The 23,452-nt window shown below is 40.3% G+C and carries 18 protein-coding genes; 11 read left to right on the top strand and 7 right to left on the bottom strand.

Annotated elements, in window-relative coordinates; genetic code table 11:
• Positions 1-123: 123 nt before the first annotated feature.
• Positions 124-1,119, top strand: coding sequence for a hypothetical protein (locus L1264_RS18060; RefSeq protein ID WP_199527474.1), 996 nt, complete (start codon positions 124-126; stop codon positions 1,117-1,119).
• Positions 1,109-1,342, top strand: a complete 234-nt coding sequence (locus tag L1264_RS18055) for a helix-hairpin-helix domain-containing protein (protein ID WP_199527473.1) — start codon at positions 1,109-1,111, stop codon at positions 1,340-1,342. Before L1264_RS18060 ends, L1264_RS18055 begins: the two co-directional genes overlap by 11 nt.
• Here the strand turns inward: L1264_RS18055 and L1264_RS18050 are convergent.
• Both L1264_RS18050 and L1264_RS18045 read right to left on the bottom strand, forming a co-directional pair.
• Positions 1,339-2,184: an SMP-30/gluconolactonase/LRE family protein gene (locus L1264_RS18050; RefSeq protein ID WP_135926756.1), complete on the bottom strand. Its 846-nt coding sequence runs from the start codon at positions 2,182-2,184 to the stop codon at positions 1,339-1,341. The genes L1264_RS18055 and L1264_RS18050 overlap by 4 nt on opposite strands.
• 10 nt (positions 2,185-2,194) lie before the next feature.
• The gene (locus tag L1264_RS18045; protein ID WP_199527472.1) at positions 2,195-2,596 is read right to left on the bottom strand and encodes a hypothetical protein; all 402 of its coding nucleotides are present in this window, start codon (positions 2,594-2,596) and stop codon (positions 2,195-2,197) included.
• 185 nt (positions 2,597-2,781) lie between these two features.
• On the opposite strand from L1264_RS18045, the gene L1264_RS18040 reads away from it, so the two are divergent.
• Both L1264_RS18040 and L1264_RS18035 read left to right on the top strand, forming a co-directional pair.
• Entirely contained in the window at positions 2,782-3,813 is a 1,032-nt protein-coding gene (locus L1264_RS18040) for an NADP-dependent oxidoreductase (RefSeq protein ID WP_235404340.1), read from the top strand.
• Between the two features lie 47 nt (positions 3,814-3,860).
• On the top strand, positions 3,861-4,478 hold the full coding sequence (locus L1264_RS18035; protein ID WP_063527596.1) for a glutathione S-transferase family protein: 618 nt from the start codon (positions 3,861-3,863) through the stop codon (positions 4,476-4,478).
• Positions 4,479-4,552: 74 nt separating this feature from the next.
• On the opposite strand, the gene L1264_RS18030 is transcribed toward L1264_RS18035, so the two are convergent.
• The 3 genes from L1264_RS18030 to L1264_RS18020 all read right to left on the bottom strand — a co-directional run bounded on the left by L1264_RS18030 (position 4,553) and on the right by L1264_RS18020 (position 7,526).
• Positions 4,553-5,461, bottom strand: a complete 909-nt coding sequence (locus L1264_RS18030) for a diguanylate cyclase (protein ID WP_199527471.1) — start codon at positions 5,459-5,461, stop codon at positions 4,553-4,555.
• Positions 5,462-5,560: 99 nt separating this feature from the next.
• A complete protein-coding gene (locus L1264_RS18025) occupies positions 5,561-6,229 on the bottom strand; it encodes a response regulator (protein WP_135926753.1) in 669 nt (222 codons plus the stop codon).
• Positions 6,222-7,526, bottom strand: coding sequence for a DUF4118 domain-containing protein (locus L1264_RS18020; protein ID WP_235404338.1), 1,305 nt, complete (start codon positions 7,524-7,526; stop codon positions 6,222-6,224). Before L1264_RS18020 ends, L1264_RS18025 begins: the two co-directional genes overlap by 8 nt.
• A 177-nt stretch (positions 7,527-7,703) precedes the next feature.
• Between L1264_RS18020 and L1264_RS18015 the strand changes: the two genes are divergently transcribed.
• Positions 7,704-8,363 carry a potassium channel family protein gene (locus tag L1264_RS18015; RefSeq protein ID WP_054553462.1) on the top strand — a complete coding sequence of 220 codons (660 nt, stop codon included), beginning with the start codon at positions 7,704-7,706 and terminating at the stop codon, positions 8,361-8,363.
• On the top strand, positions 8,360-9,727 hold the full coding sequence (locus L1264_RS18010) for a TrkH family potassium uptake protein (protein ID WP_199527470.1): 1,368 nt from the start codon (positions 8,360-8,362) through the stop codon (positions 9,725-9,727). Before L1264_RS18015 ends, L1264_RS18010 begins: the two co-directional genes overlap by 4 nt.
• 51 nt (positions 9,728-9,778) lie before the next feature.
• Here the strand turns inward: L1264_RS18010 and L1264_RS18005 are convergent, their stop codons facing one another.
• Positions 9,779-11,713, bottom strand: coding sequence for a RecQ family ATP-dependent DNA helicase (locus tag L1264_RS18005; RefSeq protein ID WP_199527469.1), 1,935 nt, complete (start codon positions 11,711-11,713; stop codon positions 9,779-9,781).
• A 259-nt stretch (positions 11,714-11,972) separates the two neighbouring features.
• On the opposite strand from L1264_RS18005, the gene L1264_RS18000 reads away from it, so the two are divergent.
• The 3 genes from L1264_RS18000 (at position 11,973) to L1264_RS17990 (ending at position 16,187) form a co-directional block, all read left to right on the top strand.
• Entirely contained in the window at positions 11,973-13,277 is a 1,305-nt protein-coding gene (locus L1264_RS18000; RefSeq protein WP_199527468.1) for an NAD(P)/FAD-dependent oxidoreductase, read from the top strand.
• A gap of 125 nt (positions 13,278-13,402) precedes the next feature.
• Positions 13,403-15,526, top strand: coding sequence for a hypothetical protein (locus L1264_RS17995; RefSeq protein WP_235404336.1), 2,124 nt, complete (start codon positions 13,403-13,405; stop codon positions 15,524-15,526).
• An 88-nt stretch (positions 15,527-15,614) separates the two neighbouring features.
• Positions 15,615-16,187, top strand: a complete 573-nt coding sequence (locus L1264_RS17990; protein WP_135926747.1) for a manganese efflux pump MntP — start codon at positions 15,615-15,617, stop codon at positions 16,185-16,187.
• Here the strand turns inward: L1264_RS17990 and L1264_RS17985 are convergent.
• The gene (locus tag L1264_RS17985) at positions 16,184-18,655 is read right to left on the bottom strand and encodes an EAL domain-containing protein (protein ID WP_235404334.1); all 2,472 of its coding nucleotides are present in this window, start codon (positions 18,653-18,655) and stop codon (positions 16,184-16,186) included. The genes L1264_RS17990 and L1264_RS17985 overlap by 4 nt on opposite strands.
• A 118-nt stretch (positions 18,656-18,773) precedes the next feature.
• On the opposite strand from L1264_RS17985, the gene L1264_RS17980 reads away from it, so the two are divergent.
• On the top strand, positions 18,774-19,721 hold the full coding sequence (locus L1264_RS17980) for a diguanylate cyclase (protein WP_135926746.1): 948 nt from the start codon (positions 18,774-18,776) through the stop codon (positions 19,719-19,721).
• A 42-nt stretch (positions 19,722-19,763) separates the two neighbouring features.
• Positions 19,764-23,282 (top strand): ATP-binding protein, encoded by a 3,519-nt coding sequence (locus tag L1264_RS17975; protein ID WP_199527464.1) that lies wholly within the window; start codon positions 19,764-19,766, stop codon positions 23,280-23,282.
• Positions 23,283-23,452: the final 170 nt, after the last annotated feature.

Here is a 23,452-nt window from a genome sequence, read left to right as displayed (position 1 = left end):
GCGCACCCTGCCCGGTGCGCTTTTTTATTTTAAACAGGCAGTCATTATATCAACAATAAAAAAGGGACAGCGTTTAGATTGTTGGTTATGATATGAGCAACAAAAAGCAACAAGGAAGATGTAATGCTCAAATCAATAAAGTCAAAAATCCCATTTATTTTCCTGATTAGTATTAGTCTTTTTTGGGGTATGTATTACCAAGGTAGCCACCCATTAAATGACTTTGGTAAAGCAAACTTTGAATGGTTATACCTACTTGATGCACTGATAGTATTACCTGTACTTTGCTTAATATTAATTAAAAATAAGAAAGAAGCGGCTTTTAAAGCATTGATGCTGTGCTCACTCGCGATTTTAGTGGGGAGTTACATTATTCCCGAACAAAACAAATTTTTAATGAATTACTTAGAGCAAGGTCGTTACGGGCTTTTAGCTTTGATTGTAATTTTAGAGCTAAGTGCTCTCATTACTGTGTACCTGGCAATAAAATCCGCTTTAAGCCAGCAGACAGATCCTGATATAGCTATAGAAAGGCCAATTAACAAGCTTTTCAAACAAAGCGTAATTGCAAACTTTTTATGTTTCGAAACACGGATGTGGGCTTTCTTATTTTACGCTAAACACATTAAACCAAGCTATTTCACTGGTGAACAACATTTTAGTTACCATAAAAAAGATGGATCACAAGCTAACTTACTTGGCTTTATTTTTATTATCTTGTTAGAACTGCCACTGATGCATTTATTTTTACACTTTGTATGGTCATCATCAGCAGCAAACATTATCACTGGTTTAACTATTTTTAGCCTTTTATTCTTTACTGCAGAGTATCGAGCGGTTGCAAAGCGTCCTGTTTCTATCAGTAAGTCGCAACTCGTTATTCGCTATGGGCTATATCCTGCTTACAATATTGCTTTAGAAAATATCAAAACCATTGATTTAAATGCCGATTTCATTTCACGGGCTCGAACAATCAAGCGCTATAATTATTCAGGTTGCCCAAATATTAAAATCACGCTCATTGAGCCTATTGGTGATATCAACATTGTTTTTCTAGGACTAGATAACCCTCATCATTTTATAGACTCAATCAACAAGGAGCGAAAAAATGCCATTTAACCAGCAAGAACGCAGCGCGCTTTTAGCGCTCAAAGGTGTGGGGCCTACGGTGATAAAACGGTTTGAAGAAATCGGTATTGAATCGTTTGAGGAGTTAGCCGGGTTTGATGCCAACACAATTGCTGAACGTGTAGCGTCAATGCTGCATTCAAGTTGTTGGCAAAATAGCCCGCAAGCGAAAGCGGCAATCATCGCCGCTATAACGCGAGCAAAGCAAGGCTAAAGTTCAATCACTTCTATTGCACCGCGCTTTTGCATGGTGACATACACTTTGCTTTGCGTATCGTTAAAGGTCAAATTAGTTGGATGCTGGCCTTTTAATTGGTAGCTATTTAATAGCTTGCCGGTAGGCGATACTTCAAGCACCTTTCCAGCACCGTAACGAGTGATAAACACATGTCCTTGATTATTAACGCGCATGCCGTCTAAGCCATGCTCAGCAAACTTAATCAAAACTTTTTTATTGCTAATGTTTAAGTTCTCATCTAGGTCATATTGCCAAACTACTCGCTGCACACTCTCGTTCACATAGAGCTTAGTGTTGTCGTTATTAACGGCAATACCATTGGTGGTGCCCATGTTTTTTTCGAGTAAATGCGTGCTCCCATCTGCATTAATACGCCAAAGTTGGCCCGTTTCGTTCGTCCAATTAGGGTCACTTGCAAACAACGCACCGCTTGTGGTGATAGCAATGTCATTGGGTTGATTCATGTTGCTATTATGGGCGAACACTTCTGCTTTATTGCTGCCAGCAGGTACTTTTAAAATATTGTGATTCACGTAATCGGCAATAAATAAATTACCTTGCGAGTCAAACTGTAAGCCATTACCAACGCTGTCATTTGGTAGCCTTACAAATAACGATGTTTTGCCCATGTTATCAACGCGGCCAATGGTTCCTTGCTGGGCATAGTTCACCGCGTACAAGGCACCGTTATACATGGTTGGCCCTTCAACGCCTTGAGTAAAAACGTTATCTTTAACAAAGTCTTGGCTATCTATCGCTAGCGCAGCAGGCGAGCAAATAAGTGCGCTCAAAACGAAAAAATGACGCGTTGATTTCATGGTAATCCTTTTAATTATCTAAGCTGGTATACACTGCTAATATGGGATATTCGTTTTCACCAAAAGATAAGGTCAAAGAGCGCCTTTCACCATCATCTAACTTAATGCCTTCGTCAAAGCTTTGCGGATGTACACGACGCCCATCAGCAAACAGTGCCATAATGTGGTCAGCCTGTAAAATACGCGAGCCTGATGCTTTGTTTTCAATCGTCACAACAGCTAAACGACGACCACTTTCACTGCTCATTAATACACTATGGACAATGCTAAATTGACTTTGCTTTGGGTAATGTTTGTCATCATTTTCAAATACAAAATTACCGCTTTGCAGCATCACTGGATCAACCGATAACACGTCGTTATTTGCATAAGCATTAACAGTCATCAAGCCCACTAACAAAATACGCTTCATTACTATCCTTTTAAGTTAGCTTAATTTTAAAACAGCATACACCGTTCCCATATTTAGCGCAAAAACTCATCCTAAAAAAGGGGATGCGTTATCAAGTAATTACAATTTTAGTGTTGATTTTTAATGTTATGCCCGCAAAACGTTAAAGGCGTATCTTAATTTACTGCTGGCAAAAGGAGCCTAGTATGTCTGATATTCAAAATCGTCAATATATTCTTGAATCTCGCCCAAGTGGCGTAGCGAATGAAAACAATGTTGTTTTAAAATCTAACTCAGTATCAGCGCCAAAAGATGGCGAGGTATTACTCAGAACCATTTATCTATCACTTGACCCCTATATGCGAGGACGAATGAGCGATGCTGAATCATACGCTGATCCTGTAAAGATTGGTGATGTAATGGTAGGCGCAACCGTATGCCAAGTTGAGCAATCAAACCACCCTGACTACCAAGAAGGTGAATGGGTGTTGGCCTATACGGGCTGGCAAGAATACGCAATAAGCGACACTGAAGGCTTAATGAAACTGGGGAAAAACCCTGAAAATCCTTCGTATGCACTTGGTATTATGGGTATGCCTGGTTTTACCGCCTACATGGGGCTTTTAGATATTGGTGAGCCAAAGCAGGGCGAAACAGTCGTGGTTGCTGCAGCTACAGGGCCTGTCGGTGCAACTGTAGGGCAAATAGCCAAATTAAAAGGCTGTAAGGTCGTTGGCGTAGCTGGCGGTAAAGAAAAATGCCAACATGCCGTTGAAAACCTAGGCTTTGATGCCTGTATTGATCACAAAGCAAATGATTTTGCAGAGCAGTTAAGCGCAGCGTGTAATAATGGTATTGATGTTTATTACGAAAATGTCGGTGGCCATGTATTTGATGCCGTGTTACCCCTGTTGAATACAAAAGCACGTATTCCGTTATGTGGTTTAGTATCACAGTACAACGCTACCGAGCTGCCGCCAGGTCCAGATCGCTTATCTATGCTTATGGGTCACATTTTAAAGAAACGCATTAAAGTGCAAGGGTTTATTATTTTTGATGACTACGCCCATCGTTATGAGGAATTCGCAAAAGACATGCAAACATGGTTAAGCGAAGGAAAAATCAAATATAAAGAGCATCTTGAAGCTAATTTCGAAAATACGCTGAACGCCTTTAATGCGATGTTAAATGGTGAGAACTTCGGTAAAACTGTCGTGCAAGTTCAGCAGCCAATTTAAATTTCAAGGCGTAGTCAGCTTGGCTACGCCATTTTTAAGGATAACGAATGATTAAATTACACCATTTAAATAAATCACGCTCTAAACGTATTATTTGGTTACTGGAAGAGCTTGGTGTCGATTACGACATTGTTGCTTATCAACGCAATAAAGAAACCTTCTTAGCACCTGATGAACTAAAACAAATTCATCCGCTGGGTAAATCGCCCGTTATTGAAGATAACGGTAAAGTAATTACCGAGTCTGGCGCAATTACTGACTACTTAATTAGTAAGTACGGCAAAGGCAAGTTTATGCCAAGCCAGCAAAGCGACAGCTATGTTGACTATCAGCAATGGCTGCATTTTGCTGAAAGCTCTGCCATGGTGCCTCTTTTACTAAAACTCTTTATTACTAAAGACGGCTGTCAAACTAACTTTATTGCCGACTATGCCGATAATGAAATTGCAAAAATACTGAGCTATGTTAATCAGCAATTACAAGGTAAGCAGTACTTAGTCGATGACACATTGACCGGTGCTGATTTCATGATGTCTTTTGTTGTAGAGCAAGTTGCTCAGGCGGGTAAGCTGTCGTACTTCCCTGAAATCGAACGCTACTTTGAGCAGCTAAAAACTCACGAAAGCTATCACACAGCCAATGAGTTAGAAGCAAAATACGACTGATCTAATATGCAGTGACAATTTATAAACTGTCACTGTTTTCCTTCTTCAAGAAAATAAAGCTGCAAAGCTACCAATCAGGTTACACACACTTGGTTGCGTCCCGATTCTTTTGCCTGATACATAGCTTTATCCGCAGCCTCTATTGCTGTTTCAATATCATCGTCAGCGCGAATAGAAGAGACCCCAAAAGAGCCGGTAATTTTTATCTGTTTATCTTTACCTATATCTATTTCAAGTTCTTCAACACCGACCCTCAAGCGCTCAGCAAATGATTGAGCACCTTTTAGGTCTGTTTGTGGTAAGCATACTAAAAACTCTTCGCCGCCATAGCGATACAGATGATCATATTTTCTTAGGTGAGAGTTAATACACTTAACAAGAGCAACCAATACTTTATCTCCTACGGAATGACCATATTGATCATTAACACGTTTAAAATGATCGAGATCGATCATAATCAACGCACAGCTAAGTGACTTTCTTTTCGCAAGCTCATGCTCCTCTCGCAGATTGCTAAGTAAATGAGTGCGGTTGTTTGCACCTGTTAGGGGATCACGATTATGCAAAAGTTTAGAGAAGTCTTCATTCACTGCCTCAAATAAATAGCGGACTCTATCTAAATCTTCATGAAATTGATCCAAAAGATTGACCGGGATTTTTGAATTAGCTTCATTCAAAGATAAAAGTACTTTAGCCCCGTGGTGCATTTTTTGATGCGCAATTTCAATTTCAGCAAAATACGGGTGTAAATTTTTAGAACTAGAGGGGAGTTTATTAAACCAAAGGCCAAATTCGCATAATGCATGAGCATTATCGTCAAGATCTTCTTCACATGCTGGTACATTGGCAATAAGGCTACGCAGTAAGCGTTTGTACCAACATTGATGCCATTCAATTGCTTGCTCAATTGCAGCAATGAGTTCTTCAAGTTGTTTATTTGAAAGTGAAAATATCCGTTTGCCACCTTGATCAGCAGTAGCCAATTATCAAGCACCTTTTCATTATTTTCGTAAACTAAAACAATAGTTTAAAAAGCCTATAAGCTCAACAGCAAATTAAAAAAGTCGTGACTATTATTAAACTCAATCAACTAATCGATAACCCACAGCGGGCTCAGTTAAGATATGTTTAGGGCTTGCCGCATTTTGCTCAAGCTTTTGTCTTAACTGACCAATATGTACACGCACGTATTCAGGACGATTAATATACTGCTCTCCCCACACCTCAGATAAAATAGCGTTATGCGTTAATACCTTGTCTTTTTGCTGAAATAACAACAGCAAAATAGCGTACTCTTTTTTAGTTAGTTTGACTTCTTCAGCACCTTTACGCACCACATGTTTATGCGGGTCGATGTGAATATCGCCACATTGCAAAGTTAGGCTTGGTGTTGTTTGTGTGCGCAGAAGCACCCGAATACGTGCTAGTAATTCGTTTGCGCTGAATGGTTTAGTTAGATAATCGTTAGCGCCGTTATCAAGGGCGGTGACTTTTTCTGTTTCGCCGTCGCGCGCAGAAAGTACTAATACAGGGAGCAAACTCCACTGCCTAAACTCCACCAGCCAATCTTGCCCATCCATATCGAGCAAACCTAAATCAAGCAGCACTAAATCAAACTGCTGCTGGCTTAAAAGTGCAAACGCATCAAGCCCTTTCGCGCACACACTGACTTCATGGTTACTTGCTTTGAGCAGTGTTTTTAAAAAACTTTGCAGAGGCGGTGAGTCCTCTAAAACCAAAATATTAGCCACGGCTGTTACTCCAAATTAATATAGCTGTTGCCTGCTTTGTCTGCTCATTGAGGGTTAATTCAAAGCGCCCTTCATGACATTTAGCAACCACATCGCAAATAACACTCCCAAGGCCAACGCCTTCATCTTGACTCGTCTCATGCTTATTAGCAAAAGGGTTAGTTAACACAATTTGGTATTCATTGCGTGTTTCAATAAATTGCATGTTCGCCGAACCATCTCCGTAACGGGCTGCGTTCTCGAGCATATTGGCAAAGGCAATTTCGAGTAAGGTTTCATCGCCAAAACAGATGCTTTGCTGGTGAGCCTCAACGTGAAGTTTAAAGTTCTGTAATTGCTGCTGACGGCGTGATTTAGCCTCGCTAATTAAGGTCAAAATGGGTAGTTTTTGCCATTTAATATTCTCAGCTAACTTATTCACTTTACTGAGCTCCATGACTTTATCAAAGTGCTGGTTAAGAATTTTACTTTGCTCATAAATATTAGCAGCTTGCTCTTTGATAACCTCAGAGCTTAGTTGAATATCATCATCAGCCAACATGCTTGATGCGCCCATAATAGTCGCTAATGGCGTGCGTAAATCATGGGATAAACTCCGTAATAAGGTGTTTTTTGACCTCTCTAGCTCCGCCTGTACTTTTATCGCCGCTGATTGCTCGCGAAGTAAGGTTTTCTCTTGAACCTGATACAGTAAAGAGCACGCTGTATTCGCCAAAGCAAGTTGCTCGGCATTAAGCGCTTTAGCAAACGCGATGCCGCCAAATTCAGCTTGTTGCTCATTTAAATAAATAAACTGCTTAGACGCTGTTAACTGCCAATCACATGCAACCTTTAAATGTGCGGCCATGGTTGTTAAAAACAGCTGCTTTTGTTCCTCAAGGCTATCGAGATCATTAAGTTTTTTAGCTAATTCATACAATAAGCGACTATTACTAGCATGGGCTTGCACATCGCGAACCTTGGTATTGAGCTCCCCAGCAAGGTGGCTTATCACTAAACCTACAATCAACATCACCAAAAAGGTGACCACATATTCAATATTTTCGATGTGAAAAGTAAAGTAAGGCACCACATAAAACCAGTCGGTGCAGGCTACACTCACTAGGGTTGTCAGCGCTGCAACACGGCGATTACTTCGCACCGCAACCCAGGTCACCCACAGCAGCTGTAGCATCACAATATCGGTGGTTGTAAACAGTTCTCGAAACGGAAATATCGCGAGCACCACCACAAGTGGCATCAACACACTTAAAAATGCGGCTTTTAAATACTGTATTTTGAATACTGACTGCATCATCTTTTCACTTATTTTTTGTCCCTATTAGATTAAAGGGTTTTCAGTTTTGTCACTATAAAGTTTTTATAAAGTTTTTTTATCTCAGCATAAAATCTTTATAAAGCTTTCAACCTCTCTAAAGACTTCTGTTTTTTTGCTATTAGCATTTAGCGCGTACCCACAATAGCGAGAAAGACAATGGCTCAGTTTGCAGTAATCGGATTAGGACGTTTTGGCGTAACCGCCTGTTTAGAACTTTCAAAACAAGGTCATACAGTGTGTGCCGCCGATATTAGCGAAAGCACCGTTAATCACTATGCCGACCAACTCAGTTTTACTGTGGTGGTTGATGCCAGTGATGAAACACAATTAGCACGACTAGATTTACCCAGTTGCCAAGCCGTATTGGTGGCCATTGGCGAGAATATTGAAGCCAGTATTTTATGTGTATTGCATTTAAAAAACTTAGGTGTAAAGCAAATTTGGGTAAAGGCCTGTACCAAAAGCCACCATCAGATACTAAGTAAACTCGGCGTTGACCGTATTATTCACCCTGAAGAGGAAATGGGCGTAAGGGTTGCACAAGCGCTTAACTACCCAATGGTTAATCAATATTTCCCGCTTAACCAATCCACGTTTATTGTTGAACTAGGCATTGATCTACAGCTTTCAGGTCGCAAAATTGGCTGGCTACTCAAAGAGCGTAATAGCGATATTAAACCACTCACACTAAGACGTGATGATTACTTCAATACTGAGCTGACTAACGACACCGAACTGCGCCACGGCGATAGTTTGGTGCTACTGGGCTCTAAAACTTACTTAACTAAATTAGCAAAACGGTTTCGTGCATTATGATTAACTGGCAAGCCAACGTTTACCCTAAACAATTTAGCGGTGTAAAGTGCCGTAAGCGGCAAAAAATAAACCCACCATTAGTGCTCACTATCGGCTTTATTGTGTTAATTACGCTTGGCACGGGCTTGCTTATGCTGCCAATGGCAAGCACCCAACCGATCAGTTGGCTCGATGCATTATTTACAGCAACCTCTGCGGTTACAGTAACAGGGCTGGTGGTCATCGACACGGGTACTGATCTGACTGTATTTGGTCAAAGCGTGGTCATGTTGCTGATTCAAATAGGTGGCATTGGCTTTATGACCGTGGCGGTGATTTCAATTTTAAGTTTAGGAAAAACCCTAGGCTTACAGCAACGCTTACTCGCCAGCCGCGCTTTTGACACTAACGATTTAACCTCGGTGATCAAGGTTGCTAAGTATGTTTTAGTGTATTCATTAGTGATTGAGTCGGTGGCATTTTGCTTACTCTTTATTAGTTGGTTCGATGACTATGGCGCACTAAAAAGCGCCTATCACAGTCTGTTTTATACGATTTCGGCGTTCAATAATGCGGGCTTTGCGTTAAGTGGCGATAGCTTATCGGCATTCAAAGGCGATATAACCGTAAACGTGGTGATCACCACTTTGTTTATCATCGGTGGCTTAGGGTTTACGGTGCTGATTGATATCTACAAACAAAAGCGCTGGTCGTTACTATCAACCAATACCCGTTTGGTGTTAATTGCCACCTTAGTGCTCAACTGCATCGCATTTATATTGATTTTTTTCTTTGAACACGCCAATCCGGCGACATTAGCGCCGCTATCAACGTCTGAGCAAATATTAACGGCTTGGTTTCAAGCGGTGACACCTCGTACCGCAGGATTTAATACCCTACCGATTGATGGTTTGAGTCAAGATTCAACGCTTTTGACTATGCTGCTGATGGTGATTGGCGGTGGTTCAGTCAGTACGGCGAGCGGCATAAAGCTCGGCACCTTTGTGATCCTAATTTTAGCGATGCGCAGCTATTTAAAACAGCAAACCACGGTCACCGTGTTTAACCGTCAGATGAGCGACAAGTTAGTGATAAAAGCATTAAGCGTCATGATACTGTACTTATTTATCGCTTTTACCAGCATTATGATCATCACCAAGCTTGAACAAGGGTCGTTACTTGATATTACCTTTGAGGCAATTTCGGCACTCAGTACCGTAGGTCTTTCGCGAGGTATTACTGGGGATTTAAGTGCGCCTAGTCAGCTCATCATCATATTGCTGATGTTGATAGGTCGGGTTGGGCCATTAACATTTGCTTATTGTTTTGCTCGCCAGCACAGCCAACCTTTGACCTACCCGACTACCAGTATTCAAATTGGCTAAGTGCACATCTTTGACACTTTTTAGTGTTAAAAATGTACACCTAAAGCCCTGCTACAACTGCTGTAGCAGGGCTTTAATGTCACTGTAGCGTTGCTGTTCGCAAAGGCCAAAACCTGATAGTTGCCTGACTTTATTACGAGTAAATAAAGGCACGCTCATGCCCGCTAAAAAGCGGCACTGAGTATCGATGCTCACATCACTAATCCCTTTAGCGGCTAAGTGCTGTTTAAGCTCAGCAACTTTGCTGGCAATCACATTTTGCTCAGGCATTTGATGCACTAATGAGTAACTAAGTTTTACCTGCTGGCCTCTACACACTGAACAATGGCCACATTGCTGGGGTGCATTCTGGTCATCAAAATAGCGAGCTAAGTTATAACTTAAGCAGCTATCTAGCTCAAAAAAGCGTACTAAAGTGGCGATACGTTTAATTTCGGCCTGCTCTTTTTCGATAAAGTATTGGTGCAGTTGCTGTGCTAAATCAGCGTGGTTTATTACCGAGTTATTCACCTCATACACTTGCGTGATACGTTTAGTTTCAAGGGCTATGTGGCCCTTTTCAGCCAAATAATCGAGCGCAGCAACCACGCGTTTTCTATCTACTTGAGTGGCACGGGTTAGTGCATCAAAATTAAGTGTGCCCCAAATTTTCTTAAACTCTGTATGTTTAAATACCTGCTGTAAAAACGCTTGTCGGTCAGCATCAAACTGGCCAAGCAGCTCATTTTGATCCGTTAAAAACTTATATTTAAAATCGGCGTAATAGGCATATAAAGGTGTAATAGCCCCTTGCATTTCTAACTGCACCAGTAAGGTTTTTAACGCTAAAGCACGAATATTACTTTCGCTCGATAAGCTGTACTCTTGCATTTCCCACTGGTTGTTCGTTTGCTCGTTACGAATGTTATTGATGACATAGTCAATCCCACTTTGCTCGGGAGTGTCGGCATAAACGAAGTTTTCAACGGTATTTAAGCCATCAAGGTTTGCTAGGGTAAAACAGTTTGACGGCGCACCATCTCGCCCTGCGCGGCCAATCTCTTGACTATAATTTTCAATCGATTTTGGCAAATCATAGTGGATCACAAAGCGAATATCAGACTTATCAACGCCCATCCCAAAAGCAATGGTTGCCACAACGATATTGATTTTACCCGCCATAAAATCATCTTGAATTTGCCAGCGTTTATCATCCTCAAGGCCTGCATGATAAGCCACCGCATTAAAGCCCGCTCTTGCCAAGCCTTCGGCCACTTGCTCAGCGGTATGTTGTAAGGTGACATAAACAATCCCAGCTCCTTGTTGGCTGGCTATAATACTGGCTAATTGCTGAGATTTTTCTTGGCTTGCAACACTGAGCACTGATAAGTCGAGGTTGCTTCGGTAAAAGCCAGTTTGCACCACACATTCTGGGGCAATAGCAAAACGCTCACACATATCGCGCTTTACTTTTTTAGTGGCAGTGGCGGTAAGTAGCAATACCAGTGGTATATTAAGCTCTTCACGATAGCGCGGCAGTTTTAGGTAATCAGGCCTAAAGTTGTGACCCCATTCAGATATACAGTGCGCTTCATCAACCACCAGCATCGAAATAGGCACCTGTTTAATAAATTCACGAAAGCGCTCATTCTTAAAACGCTCAACTGAGACCATTAAAATTTTCACCTTCCCTGTTCGCACATCACTCATTACCGTATGACTTTGCTCACTGGTTTGGCTTGAATCAAGGCTTGCCGCGTAAATACCTTTGCTATTTAAAAAGCTAATTTGATCTTTCATCAGTGCCAATAATGGCGATACCACTAAGGTCAAGTTAGGTAAGTGCAATGCACTTAATTGATAGCACAAAGATTTACCCGAGCCAGTTGGAAAAATTGCCAACGACGATTGCTGATTTAATAACTGCTCAATGGTTTGTTGCTGACCTTGGCGAAATTCATTAAAGCCAAAGTATTGATTCAACGAAGTGTGTAGTGGTGTAGTCATCCTGATCCCTCACTGTCATTCCCTTTTTCAGGTAATGATAGGTCTCTTACTGCGAATTAGCCATACTAACGTGTTTGGCTCAATCTCCCAAGGTCATTCATATAACTAAGTTAACTACATTGTTCTTAATGGGTACTGACAAAACCATCAAAAAGGCGCACAATGGGTGGGTTGCCATGGGGTATTGATGGATGGATTTGCAATACCTAAGCGCTTTTTCGCAAGAGTGTTTAGGTATTATACTTTTGAGGGCAACGTAATGATTAACCAACCTCCTAAAATCGTGATAGTCGGTGGTGGCGCTGGTGGCTTAGAACTGGCAACACAATTAGGACACAAACTCGGGAAAAAACGCCAAGCAGAGATACTTTTAATCGATAAAAACCGCAGCCATATTTGGAAGCCGTTACTTCATGAAGTAGCGACGGGCTCGATTGATGCCGATTTAGACGGCGTTGTATACTCAGCGCATGCAGCAAAACATCATTATAATTTTCAACTTGGCAGCTTTTGCCACTTAGATCAAACCAACAAAACCATTACTTTAAGCGAGTTAAAAGACGAGCTCGGCCACCGCATTTTACCTGAGCGCCAAGTGAGTTATGACTACCTAGTACTTGCTATAGGCAGTGTCAGTAACGACTTTAATACCCCAGGCGTTAACAAGCATTGTTTCTACCTTGATTCAAATCAACAAGCTGAACGCTTTCAGCATGCCCTACTCGATAACTTCACCCGTTTACATCAAGATGATGATCCACAGCATTCTTTAACCATTGCTATAGTCGGCGGTGGTGCAACCGGGGTTGAGCTGTCGGCAGAGCTTTATCATGTGTCAGACATGCTAAAAATGTATGGCCTTAACAAAATGACTGCTAAACGCTTACACATTGATTTAATTGAAGCGGGGCCGCGAATTTTACCCGCTTTACCCGAGCGCATTGCAAATTCGGCTAAACGTGAGCTGGTTAAGTTAGGAGTAACAGTACGCGAAGGCACGCAAGTAAAAGAAGCCACAGAAAACAGCTTTATCACTAAAAACGATGAACATATTAAAGCCGATATCATGGTTTGGGCTGCAGGCGTAAAAGCCCCTGATTTCATTAAAGACATTGGTATTTTTGAACTCACCCGCAATAATCAAATTAAGGTGAATCAATACCTGCAAAGTAGTGTTAACGACGACATTTTTGTAATTGGCGATTGCTGCGCATTTACCCTAGAAGATGGCACACAAGTGCCCCCAAGAGCGCAATCGGCCCATCAAATGGCACAATGTGTTGAAAAAAACCTAATAGCCACACTCAAAAATCAGCCACTCAGTGCCTTTACCTACAGTGATCATGGCTCTTTAGTTAATTTGTCACGCTACAGCACGGTAGGTAGTTTAATGGGCAACCTAACCAGTAATAGCTTTTTTATAGAGGGTAAAATAGCGCGATTTATGTATATTTCGCTCTATCGTATGCATCAACGTGCCATTCATGGCAGCGCAAAAACCTTTGCATTGTGGATCAGCGAAAAAGTACTGCGCGTTGTTAGGCCAAAAATGAAACTGCATTAGGCTACAGTGCAAAACATAGCCGACAAATCAGTTGTTTGTCGGCTATTTATGCTCTTCGTCCCTAAGTCATTGACAGCACAATATAAAGCCATACAATTTCTGCAAGTTAAGTCCATGGATTGAATATGAAAAAAGGTATTTCACTCACAGTATTTATAGGCCTTTGTGCAGTAGGAACCTACCTGTACTTTGATAAACAGACCCAAAGCGAGACAGTTACTGCTAAATTGCCCATACACACTAATAATGTTGCTAGCCTGAGCTCTGTAACTGAAGATGTAAATAAACAAAACACCAGCAAAGCATCAGCTCTAAAAAAGTTACGACTTGCAAAGCTTGAGTGTGAGCAACAAAGTATAAAAGCCACGCAAGCGGCCACTGATCATAGCCAAATTGATGCTGCTCTTAAGCAAGCACTCAAAGACGGTTTACCCCTCTCAGAAATTTTAAGTTATTCAGAACTAACCAAAATATCTTATCGCTCATTTGAGTCCTTACTGATAAACGCAATTAAAAGTAATGCCAAAGAGCAGTTTCAGTATGCAGACTCAATAAGTATATTAAAAAACTGGCAAGGACTTGAGATTGTTGATTATTTTGATGCCGACACTGTTAAAAAATTAACATCTAATGCTGAGTCTCTGAACATGAATACCCGTTCAATCATGTTCGACGTACCACTCCCAGAGCAAGTAAATAAAACAGCGCTATACAAATTATTAGATAACACTGATAACTTTAATACGTATTTAAAATCACCTTTTCAACTAGGTCCATCGGCACTTATTTCGCCGTCAATCTTATTTATTCTAAACGCGCATAGTTTAACTGAGACAGAATTTGAAAATGCCATATCGACAAAAGACTTTACGATAAATGACATAGCCATTGCCATAAAAAGCAACTTACCCAATACGTATATAACAGCATTAATAGCGCAAACGGCACAGTTAAGCGGTGTACCAACAGCCATGAGTGATAATTTTATTCATGAGCAGCTCTATTTAAATCTGGCTGATGTTGCAGTCAGTGAGTTCAACGTGCCGATATTAGAGCTTTTGAATGAGCGCGGTATTGAGCCAACCAATCTGCCCGATGTATTCACGGCGATGGATATCGCTCTTGTTAACTTAAAAGGTAGCTCAAACAGTCAAGTACAACCTATTGAAAACAAACACCGAGAGACATTAAAGTACCTTAAGGATAAAGGCTACAAAGCCCATGGCGAGCATGTGAGAGGCACATCAGAAGATCGCTTGTTGATGTTTAAGTCATCATTTTTACCAAACAGCTTATTGTTCGTAGGTGAGCAATTTGCCGCAAAAGCATTTGATGAATTAAGCGATATTCCCCTGATTGCAAACAAAGCAGCCTTCAAGCATCAAAGCAAAGATGATTCTGCTATTTCTGACTCGCTGCGTGCCTACGAAAAGCAAAAGCAACAATTTAAACCCGCTGATGAAACGTGCCAACAGGTAGAACAAGATTTAAGTAATTTAGAAGCGATTAAAACCCGCTCACAAGCAATGGATGAATTAACACAACTCGAAGCGCGCCAAGGCCCATTGACCGCTGACATGTTGCAAGAGATTGACCCCATGCTTGTTCATTACTGGCATCTCATGCATTTTCGTGATTTAAGGCAACAAACCCCTTATCAACCAGATGCCTTTAAAGAAGCAATTAACAATAACGACTTTAATGCCCTCGCAACTATTACGCAGGGTGCCAAACTCAGCACGCACCAAACGAATTTACTGCTTGCAAAAACCTTAGAAAATATCGAACAAATGAACGCTATTTGGCAAAGCAGAGCTAATCCAACTCCACCAAGCGCCCTTTACTTACTGAAGAATCTTCCACTATCAGATTGGCAATCATTAGCCGAAAATGGTTTTGATTTTTCGTTAACAGATACATTTGACATGGATATGTATTTTTATGCGACTGATCACTCAAATAAAGCAATTGAGTTTTTAATCAAATTGGGAGTACCCCACGACTTTTCAAAACCAGGATTAGATATTCTCGATCAAGCACTTGAGCAAAGTTATAACACGCAAACTCTTGTTGACTATATGCCAAATACACTCAAGCTCGTTAACCATTTCGAGCAAAATCATTTTAGCCGGGTACAACGACTCAAAGAACTCGCTCCAAGCGTCTATGAAGCGCTTATTCAACTTGAGCCAAAACTCACACCTGCTGAAGGTACACTCATGAATAACTATCAATATAGCGCTTTATAAGTTCAATACAGAGCCCTAAAAACAAAAATTAACCTATCTGTTTAAAGTTCTAGTGCGTATAATACGCACTTTTTGTGGGACGCAAAAATTGAACATTGTTACTCTGAGTGTATTATCTCTTGCTATGTCTACCGATGCATTTGCCGCATCAATCACTAAAGGCAGTACACTAAAAAGCCCGCGCGTTTTAAGTGCGATTAAATTGGGTTTGATCTTCGGCTGTATTGAGGCCATTGCCCCTGTTATCGGCTGGCTAATTGGCAGTGCAGGTGCTGAATATGTTGAAGCCTATGATCACTGGATTGCTTTTGTGCTATTGGTAGGCCTAGGTGTTCATATGTTGCTTGAAAGCCGTAAAGAAGATGACGATGAAGACGATACATTAACAGCAACAAATAAACGCTCGTTAATGGCCACCTTACTTACTGCTGTTGGTACTAGTATTGATGCTATGACAGTGGGTATCAGCCTCGCATTCATGAAAGTAAACATTTACTTAGCAGCCGCCATGATTGGCCTTGCAACAACGATAATGGTCACTATTGGTTCATTACTTGGCAATGTTATCAGTGGCTGGGTTGGTAAAAAAGCTGAAGCGATTGGTGGTATAGCTCTAGTGTTAATTGGCTGCGGTATTTTGTACAGTCATACTATGGCTTAATTTAACAACGCATCAAACGCTTCTTTGGGCATTGGTTTATAAAAATAATACCCTTGCCCAAGCTCACAGCCTAATTCAATTAAACTCTCTAAATGTGCTTTTTCTTCGATTCCTTCCGCTACAATCTGTAAATTTAGAGTATGCGCTAAGCTTGTAATGGTTCTAACAATATCCATACTTTGCGTATCAGTGAGCATATCGCGAATAAATGACTGATCAATTTTTAACACATCCACCGGAAACAGTTTTAAATATGACAAACTTGAATAACCTGTACCAAAGTCATCAATAGCAATCGCTAACCCCAACGAAGCTAGGTTATTCAACATACTTTTGATTTCTTCGAAATCATGCATCAGTGCGCTTTCTGTTACCTCTAACTCTAACAACTCACTTGGAAGCCCTGTCTCTTGGAGTGTTTGAGCAACAGTATTGCAAAAGTTTTTGTCAGTAAATTGTTTCGCGGCAATATTTACCGCTACTTTTATTTTATAGCCTTTATCAGCCCAATCTTTGGCTGCAGCACAACTTTGTTTTAAAACCGATAACCCTAACGCATGAATTAAGCCCGTTTCTTCGGCAAGCGGAATAAAATCCAGTGGCGAGACAAGGTTATTATTCTCATCCCGTAAACGTACTAAAGCCTCTACGCCTACAATTTCCCCACTGGCAAGAGCCAGCTTGGGTTGGTAATAAACGTCTATCTCTTCGTGTTCAATTGCATTTCTTAATAGCTTTTCAATGCTTTGACGCTGCTTAAATTGATGTTCTAAGTCGTCAGAGTAATAACAAAACCGGTTTCGCCCTTGTTCTTTTGCTCTGTACATAGCAGCGTCTGCATGAGTCATAAGCTCTTCTGCGGTAGATGAGTCGTTTGGATTCATACTCACACCAACACTCACAGACAAGTTATAATCTTGGCCATCAATGCGAAAAGGCATTGCCATCGTATTTATAATTTCTAGAGCAATACTATCTACGTTACTTGTCGATTTTACATCGGGGATCAGCACCACAAACTCATCGCCACCAATACGTGCGAGTGTAGTATTTAAATCAAGCAATGACTCTAGCCGATTGGCAACATGCTTTATAATCAAATCGCCTTTATGATGCCCTAATGTGTCATTTAAATATTTAAAGTGGTCGATATCTATCAACATCAAAGCCACACTTTTTTTCATGCTTGAGGCGACTTTACACGCATGAACCACCCTATCATGTAGCAAAACTCGGTTAGGCAAATCTGTCAATAAATCATGATTTGCCAAGTGGGTCATTTTTACTGCCATTGCTACCGACTCACTGACATCATGAAAAACGATGATGCCACCAATAATGTTGTTTTCAATATCACGAATAGGAGCTGCAGAATCTTCAACGCGATGAACACGGCCATCAAAACCAACCAATTGGCTATTAAGGGCCATTGCAACAATACGATGCTCTTTTAAAGCAACTAAAATAGGATTCACTAAGCGTGTATTTGATGACGCATCAACCAGGTTCATAACTTCTTCAATATGCCTGCCTTTTGCGTCATCGGCATGCCATCCCGTCAAACGCTCTGCAATGGGGTTCATAAAGTTAATTATTGCGTTGTTGTCCGTGGCAATCACTGCATCACCAATCGAATTGAGCATAACTCGTAGACGTTCTGATTCATTCGATAGCTGTTTTTTTGTATTGGTAATAGAGGTGATGTCCGAAAGAGTAAGAATGACACCAGTAACCTCTTGCTCTATTACTTTTAAATTTATTTGCGCTCTAACATATTCAATCCTATTACGAGGACTGGGCAACTGTATATTTAAAACTTCTTGCTCTATGCCTTCAGTTATACAACGATGAAAAGCCTCATACAGCTTTTCAGGTAATACATCTTTAGCGAAACAACCAAGCATTTGCTCACTGCTTTTTGCAAACCAATGGGCGGTTTCATCATTACTAAATAAATTTTCTTCTGTTTTTGACCAGTAAGATATATACACAGGAACTTGCTCAACCAATGTTGAAATATCATTTTTTGCTGCAAGAATTTGTCTTTCTTGATGTTTGATTTTTAATTGATTTTGTACTCTTAAACGACAAATAGTTAAATCGACAGGTTTAATGATTAAATCGATACCACCGCTTGCAAAACTCTGGTATTCAAATTTTTGTCCATTGTGTGAAGTTACAAATATGACACTAATTGATTGGGTGATAGGGTTGTTTTTAAGCTGTCTACAAACCTCAAAGCCATCCATATCTGGCATTTCAATATCAAGTAAAATAACATCTGGTTGAAATAAAACCGCTTTTTTAAGCGCCTCAGCGCCATTATCGACACATTCAATCTCACCAAGGTTGTTTAAAGCCTCTAACATAATCATTAAGCTTGTTGGCTCGTCATCAACAACCATAATTTTACTGGGTTTGTTCTCTTGATGAGTAAAAAGCACTTCCGTCGCCTCTTTTAAAATCATTAAGAAAACTCTAGTCCTTTATTATTGCCATCGCCAATTAAAATTATTTTTTAGCACCTTTAACTATAGGAATTTAAAAAATGCGGCTACGCTTTATACAACAACTAGAGGAATCATTTTGCAACCTTTGGCAGCCAACGATTTAAAACTTGATGAGTCTGTTATTTTAATAGTTGATGACGAACCAATTAATACAACAGTGATTGAAAGTTTACTTGCTCCGCATTTTAAAACTCTCACCGCCGATTGCGGTGAGAGTGTTTTGCCCATGTGCGAGTCTCACTCTCCTGATTTAATCCTCTTAGATGTTAATCTAGGCAACACAAATGGTTTAGATGTATGTAAGCAGTTAAAAGCACACTCTCAGTACAGTCATATCCCGGTTATTTTTATTACCTCTATCATGGATCTTGAAGCTCAGGATAAATGCTGGCAAGTGGGCGGTGTTGATTTTGTCTCTAAGCCCGTATACGGCAATATCTTATTGAATAAAGTTAATGTTCACTTAACCATCAAAAAGCAAGCTGACCTACTAAAAACAATGTGCGAACAAGACAGCCTCACAGGGTTAAATAACCGACGCTACTTAAAAAGTACACTTGAGCAAAATATTCGTTTAGCAAAACGTTATGATAATCCTCTTTCGGTGTTAATGATCGATATCGATTGGTTTAAAGAATACAACGACACTTTCGGCCACCAACAAGGTGATGAGTGTTTAAAGTTAGTCGCTCAAGAAATTAAAAGAAGTGTTAACCGCTCAACCGACACCACTGTGCGTTTTGGTGGTGAAGAGTTCTTATGTGTATTACCAGATACTGATATCCAAGGGGCTCAGTATATAGCTCATAAACTATTAGCTAATGTCAAAGCGTTAAATATCACCCACCCAAACCCAGAAGCGACAACGGTGTCTATAAGTATTGGCAGCGCTACCTTGCAGGGGCACGAAAACTTAGATTCTGAACAATTGATAAAATGTGCTGACAAAGCACTGTATCAAGCCAAACATCGAGGCAGAAACTGCAGCGTTTGCCTACTTGCTGAAATATCAATCATTGCCTAATCTCAATGTAATCGAAAATAACACCTTCCAACTAAGATTAAGATGATGTCATACAACTTTGTGCGTAAAACTTCTCATCAATATTCAGAAAGTCGTCATCAATTTTATTGGGCTTTTTTATTTATTATGACGGTGTTGTGTTTAGCTATTTTTGTATTTGAACAACAATTAGAAAAAGAGCTAACTACTTCGATTAAATCACGTCTTGAGGATTCAAGTAGTACAGTGACCCTTCAAGTCCAAGAAAATATCAGTAAATACAAAAATGACTTACATTTCCTATACTCCACACCGCCTATTGCAGGACTCGCACGAGCAGCGGCAAATAATGGCAATGACCCCCTCGACAACACGACAACTGCACAATGGAGAAAACGACTTGAAACAATCTTTGTTGCTTTCATACAGGCAAACTCTGAGTTTGAGCAATTACGGGTTATCAGTACTCAAGATGCCGGCCAAGAATTGATTCGTGTTGATAGAGCAGCCGGTGGCATCGTCGTAAAAGCGATCAACCAACTACAGAATAAAAGTAGTCGTGATTACTATCAGCAAAGTGCGCAGCTTTCTTTGGGTGATATGTACCTATCTGCCATTACCTTAAACCGTGAATACGGTAAGCTTGAGTTTCCATACAAACCAATGTTGCGACTTGCTTTACCTATTTTTGATGAAAACATGCAACGTTTTGGTTTTATTATAGCCAATGTAAATACCCAAATTCTGTTTAACTCTCTGTCTGAGCTTGTTCAAACTCCTCACAGCTTAATTCTCACAGATAATGAAGGTTACTTTCTTATACATCCAGATCAACGTTTTAACTTTAGCCGAGATCTTGCACCTTCGAATCGCTGGGATACCACTTATCAAACTAATACTGAAAACCTCGGTGGCTTAGTGAGTATTAACGCTACCTATGATAATAATAAAAAGAGTGAAGTGCTCAGTCGCAGAATCCCACTTTCAGGTGATACTGAATCAGGCTTTATAACATCTCATATCTTACTCTCCCATGACGACATTGCAAAAATCCGCCTCGAGCGACGGATCAGTACGTATGTTTTCTTTCTTGGTGTTTCACTATTTTTGCTTTTTATGTTGGTGTTTTTTTATCGAAACCTCAAGCGCAATCAAGAGCTTGCTCAGGCAAGAGCCGTATCATCCGCTATAATTAGTGGCTCTAAAGATGCAATCATTAGCATAAACAACAAAGGGGTTGTTACCAGCTGGAATAAAGCAGCAACAAATTTATTTAGCTTTCAACGAGAGCAAGTACTCGGCACTGACATTAATACACTTAAACTTTTGCCAAATATCGATATACAAAAGGTATGTACCGAGTTAAGAGATAGTCGCAAGCGATATGAAATTGACATTGATTTTACACCTCAGTCACAGACTAGCTGTCACTTAACAGTCGCATTTTCTGCCATTATTAACGAGCATCAACAGCAATGCGGCACAGCAATTATTATTCGAGATAACACTCTCGAAAAAGAAGCTAGTAACAAAATAAAGCAAGCTAACAATGAGCTCGAAGTTAAAGTTGCAAAAAGAACCGCACAACTTGAAAAAGCCAGCCAAGTTAAAAGCGCCTTTATCTCTAATATCAGCCATGAAATGCGTACACCATTAAATGGTATTATTGGTACTCTGAATTTAATTAAACGCGAATCACTTAGTAATCAACAAAGGCATTACTTAGCAATGACTGAGGTAAGTGTGAATAACCTCAACGTGTTGATAAACGATATTCTCGATCTATCTAAAATTGAAGCAGGCAAGTTAGACCTTGATAAAAAAGCGTTTAATCCTATTAAGTTTTTTGAAAGCTTAGCTGGCAGCATGGCCGTTAAAGCACAAGAGAAAAACTTAGAATTTATATTAGACATCGCCGATGTAGAATTTAATTCTATCGTCACTGACCCTCATCGCTATTCACAAGTACTAACCAACCTTATTAATAACGCGATTAAGTTTACCAAAACTGGGTATGTTAAGTTTTCAGCATACACCCGTACCATTGATACAAACACAGCCGTATTAACATGTACTATTAAAGACTCAGGCTCAGGTATTCCTGACGAACATCAAAGCAAGTTATTTAATGCATTTACCCAAGCAGATAGCACCATTGCATCACAATATGGCGGTTCGGGGCTTGGGCTTTCAATCTGTAAGCAACTTGCCAATTTACTCGATGGCGAAATAAGTTTTGAGTCAATCGAAGGACTAGGTAGTACATTTGAGTTTTCGATTCGCTTAAAAATTAATGACGTTCAAAAATCCCCTAGCAATCAGCGTTTAAGTGGCAAAACATTTGCACTTTTTGTTAAGCACCCAGAGCTCGAAAGTAGCATGGCCAAACTCATAAACGTGTATGGCGGAGAACTATCCAATATTGACATTGAAGACTTTGAACTCACTAAGAGTATGCCTTTCGAAACCCTTATTTTAGAACCCGGAAACCCACTATTAGCTAAGTTAGATAGTTATTGTGAAAATGAATGTTCAAGCTCATTACCATTTAAATTAGTTGTGCTAATAAATCCTACAGAACCACCCCCTCAGGCAAGATTTTGCTCTTTCACACGACTATCTAAACCAGTGCTTATTTCTGAGTTTTTACTAAAACTCGCCGATGAACGAGTTGCACAAGATCTGAGTGTGCAAAACCAAAAACGTCGAGATAGCGATGCGCAAACACACATTGACGCCAGCGTCGAAGGTGCAAAAGTACTTATAGTCGATGATAACGAGATAAACGCAGCAGTTGCTAAAGGTACTTTGACAAGTCTTTCACTTCGCTTTGAAGTGGCTTCAAACGGCAGACAAGCTGTAGATATTTTGGCAAATACAGATGTAAATGATCCTTTTCACTGTGTGTTGATGGACTGCCAAATGCCCGTATTAAATGGCTATGATGCCGCCACAGAAATTAGGAATGGAGCTGCAGGAGAGCATCATATTAATATACCGATTATTGCTATGACGGCAAATGCAATGTTGGGGGAACGTAGTAAATGTCTAAATGCAGGAATGAACGACTACATAACTAAACCCATTAGTGCTGATAAATTAATCATGACAACAGCAAAATGGATATCATCAGTGTTTCCTAAACAGCCAAACTCGAAGAACAAAGCACCCGAAAATCAGGCGCAAGTTACCTCAGCACCAGAACATAGCGAGCTAATTACCGACGAAAAAATTCATTGGAACAAAGAAGCTGCCCTTGCCCGGTTGATGAATAACGAAGTGCTTCTTAATAAAGTATGCAAGATGTTTTTAGACAGTTCTAATGAAAAAATAACGCAGCTAATCACAGTAATTAAAGAGCAAGATTATCACGGTATTGCCACAATAAGCCATGCCCTAAAAGGCACCTGTGGTGACGTTGGCGCCACTAAATTACATCAGCATTTTACAGAGTTAGAAGTACTCGCTGCTAGCAAAGGAAATAACCTTAAAGATATCCAACATAAGCTAATCGATATCGAAAAAGATTACGAGGTATTACTCAGCATATTACAAAGGCACACCATAGCGAGAGTAAGTTAATAAATAACGATAAAAAAATACGGGCTTTGTCAGAACAAAGCCCGTATTTTTTTATCGCGCTATGAATTTGTCTTCTAATTTTAATAAATGCTCTGTATGTTATGACAAACCACTAAAGGAATGACGCTATGAACGCTAAAACGCTGATTTTCAACTTTGATGGCACGGGC

Origin of the sequence: Pseudoalteromonas sp. APAL1, assembly GCF_021532475.1 — a bacterium.
Classification (GTDB): Bacteria; Pseudomonadota; Gammaproteobacteria; order Enterobacterales; family Alteromonadaceae; genus Pseudoalteromonas; species Pseudoalteromonas lipolytica_C.
Note: the sequence above shows the minus strand (reverse complement) of the source record. Positions and strands in the feature narration are given on the sequence as shown.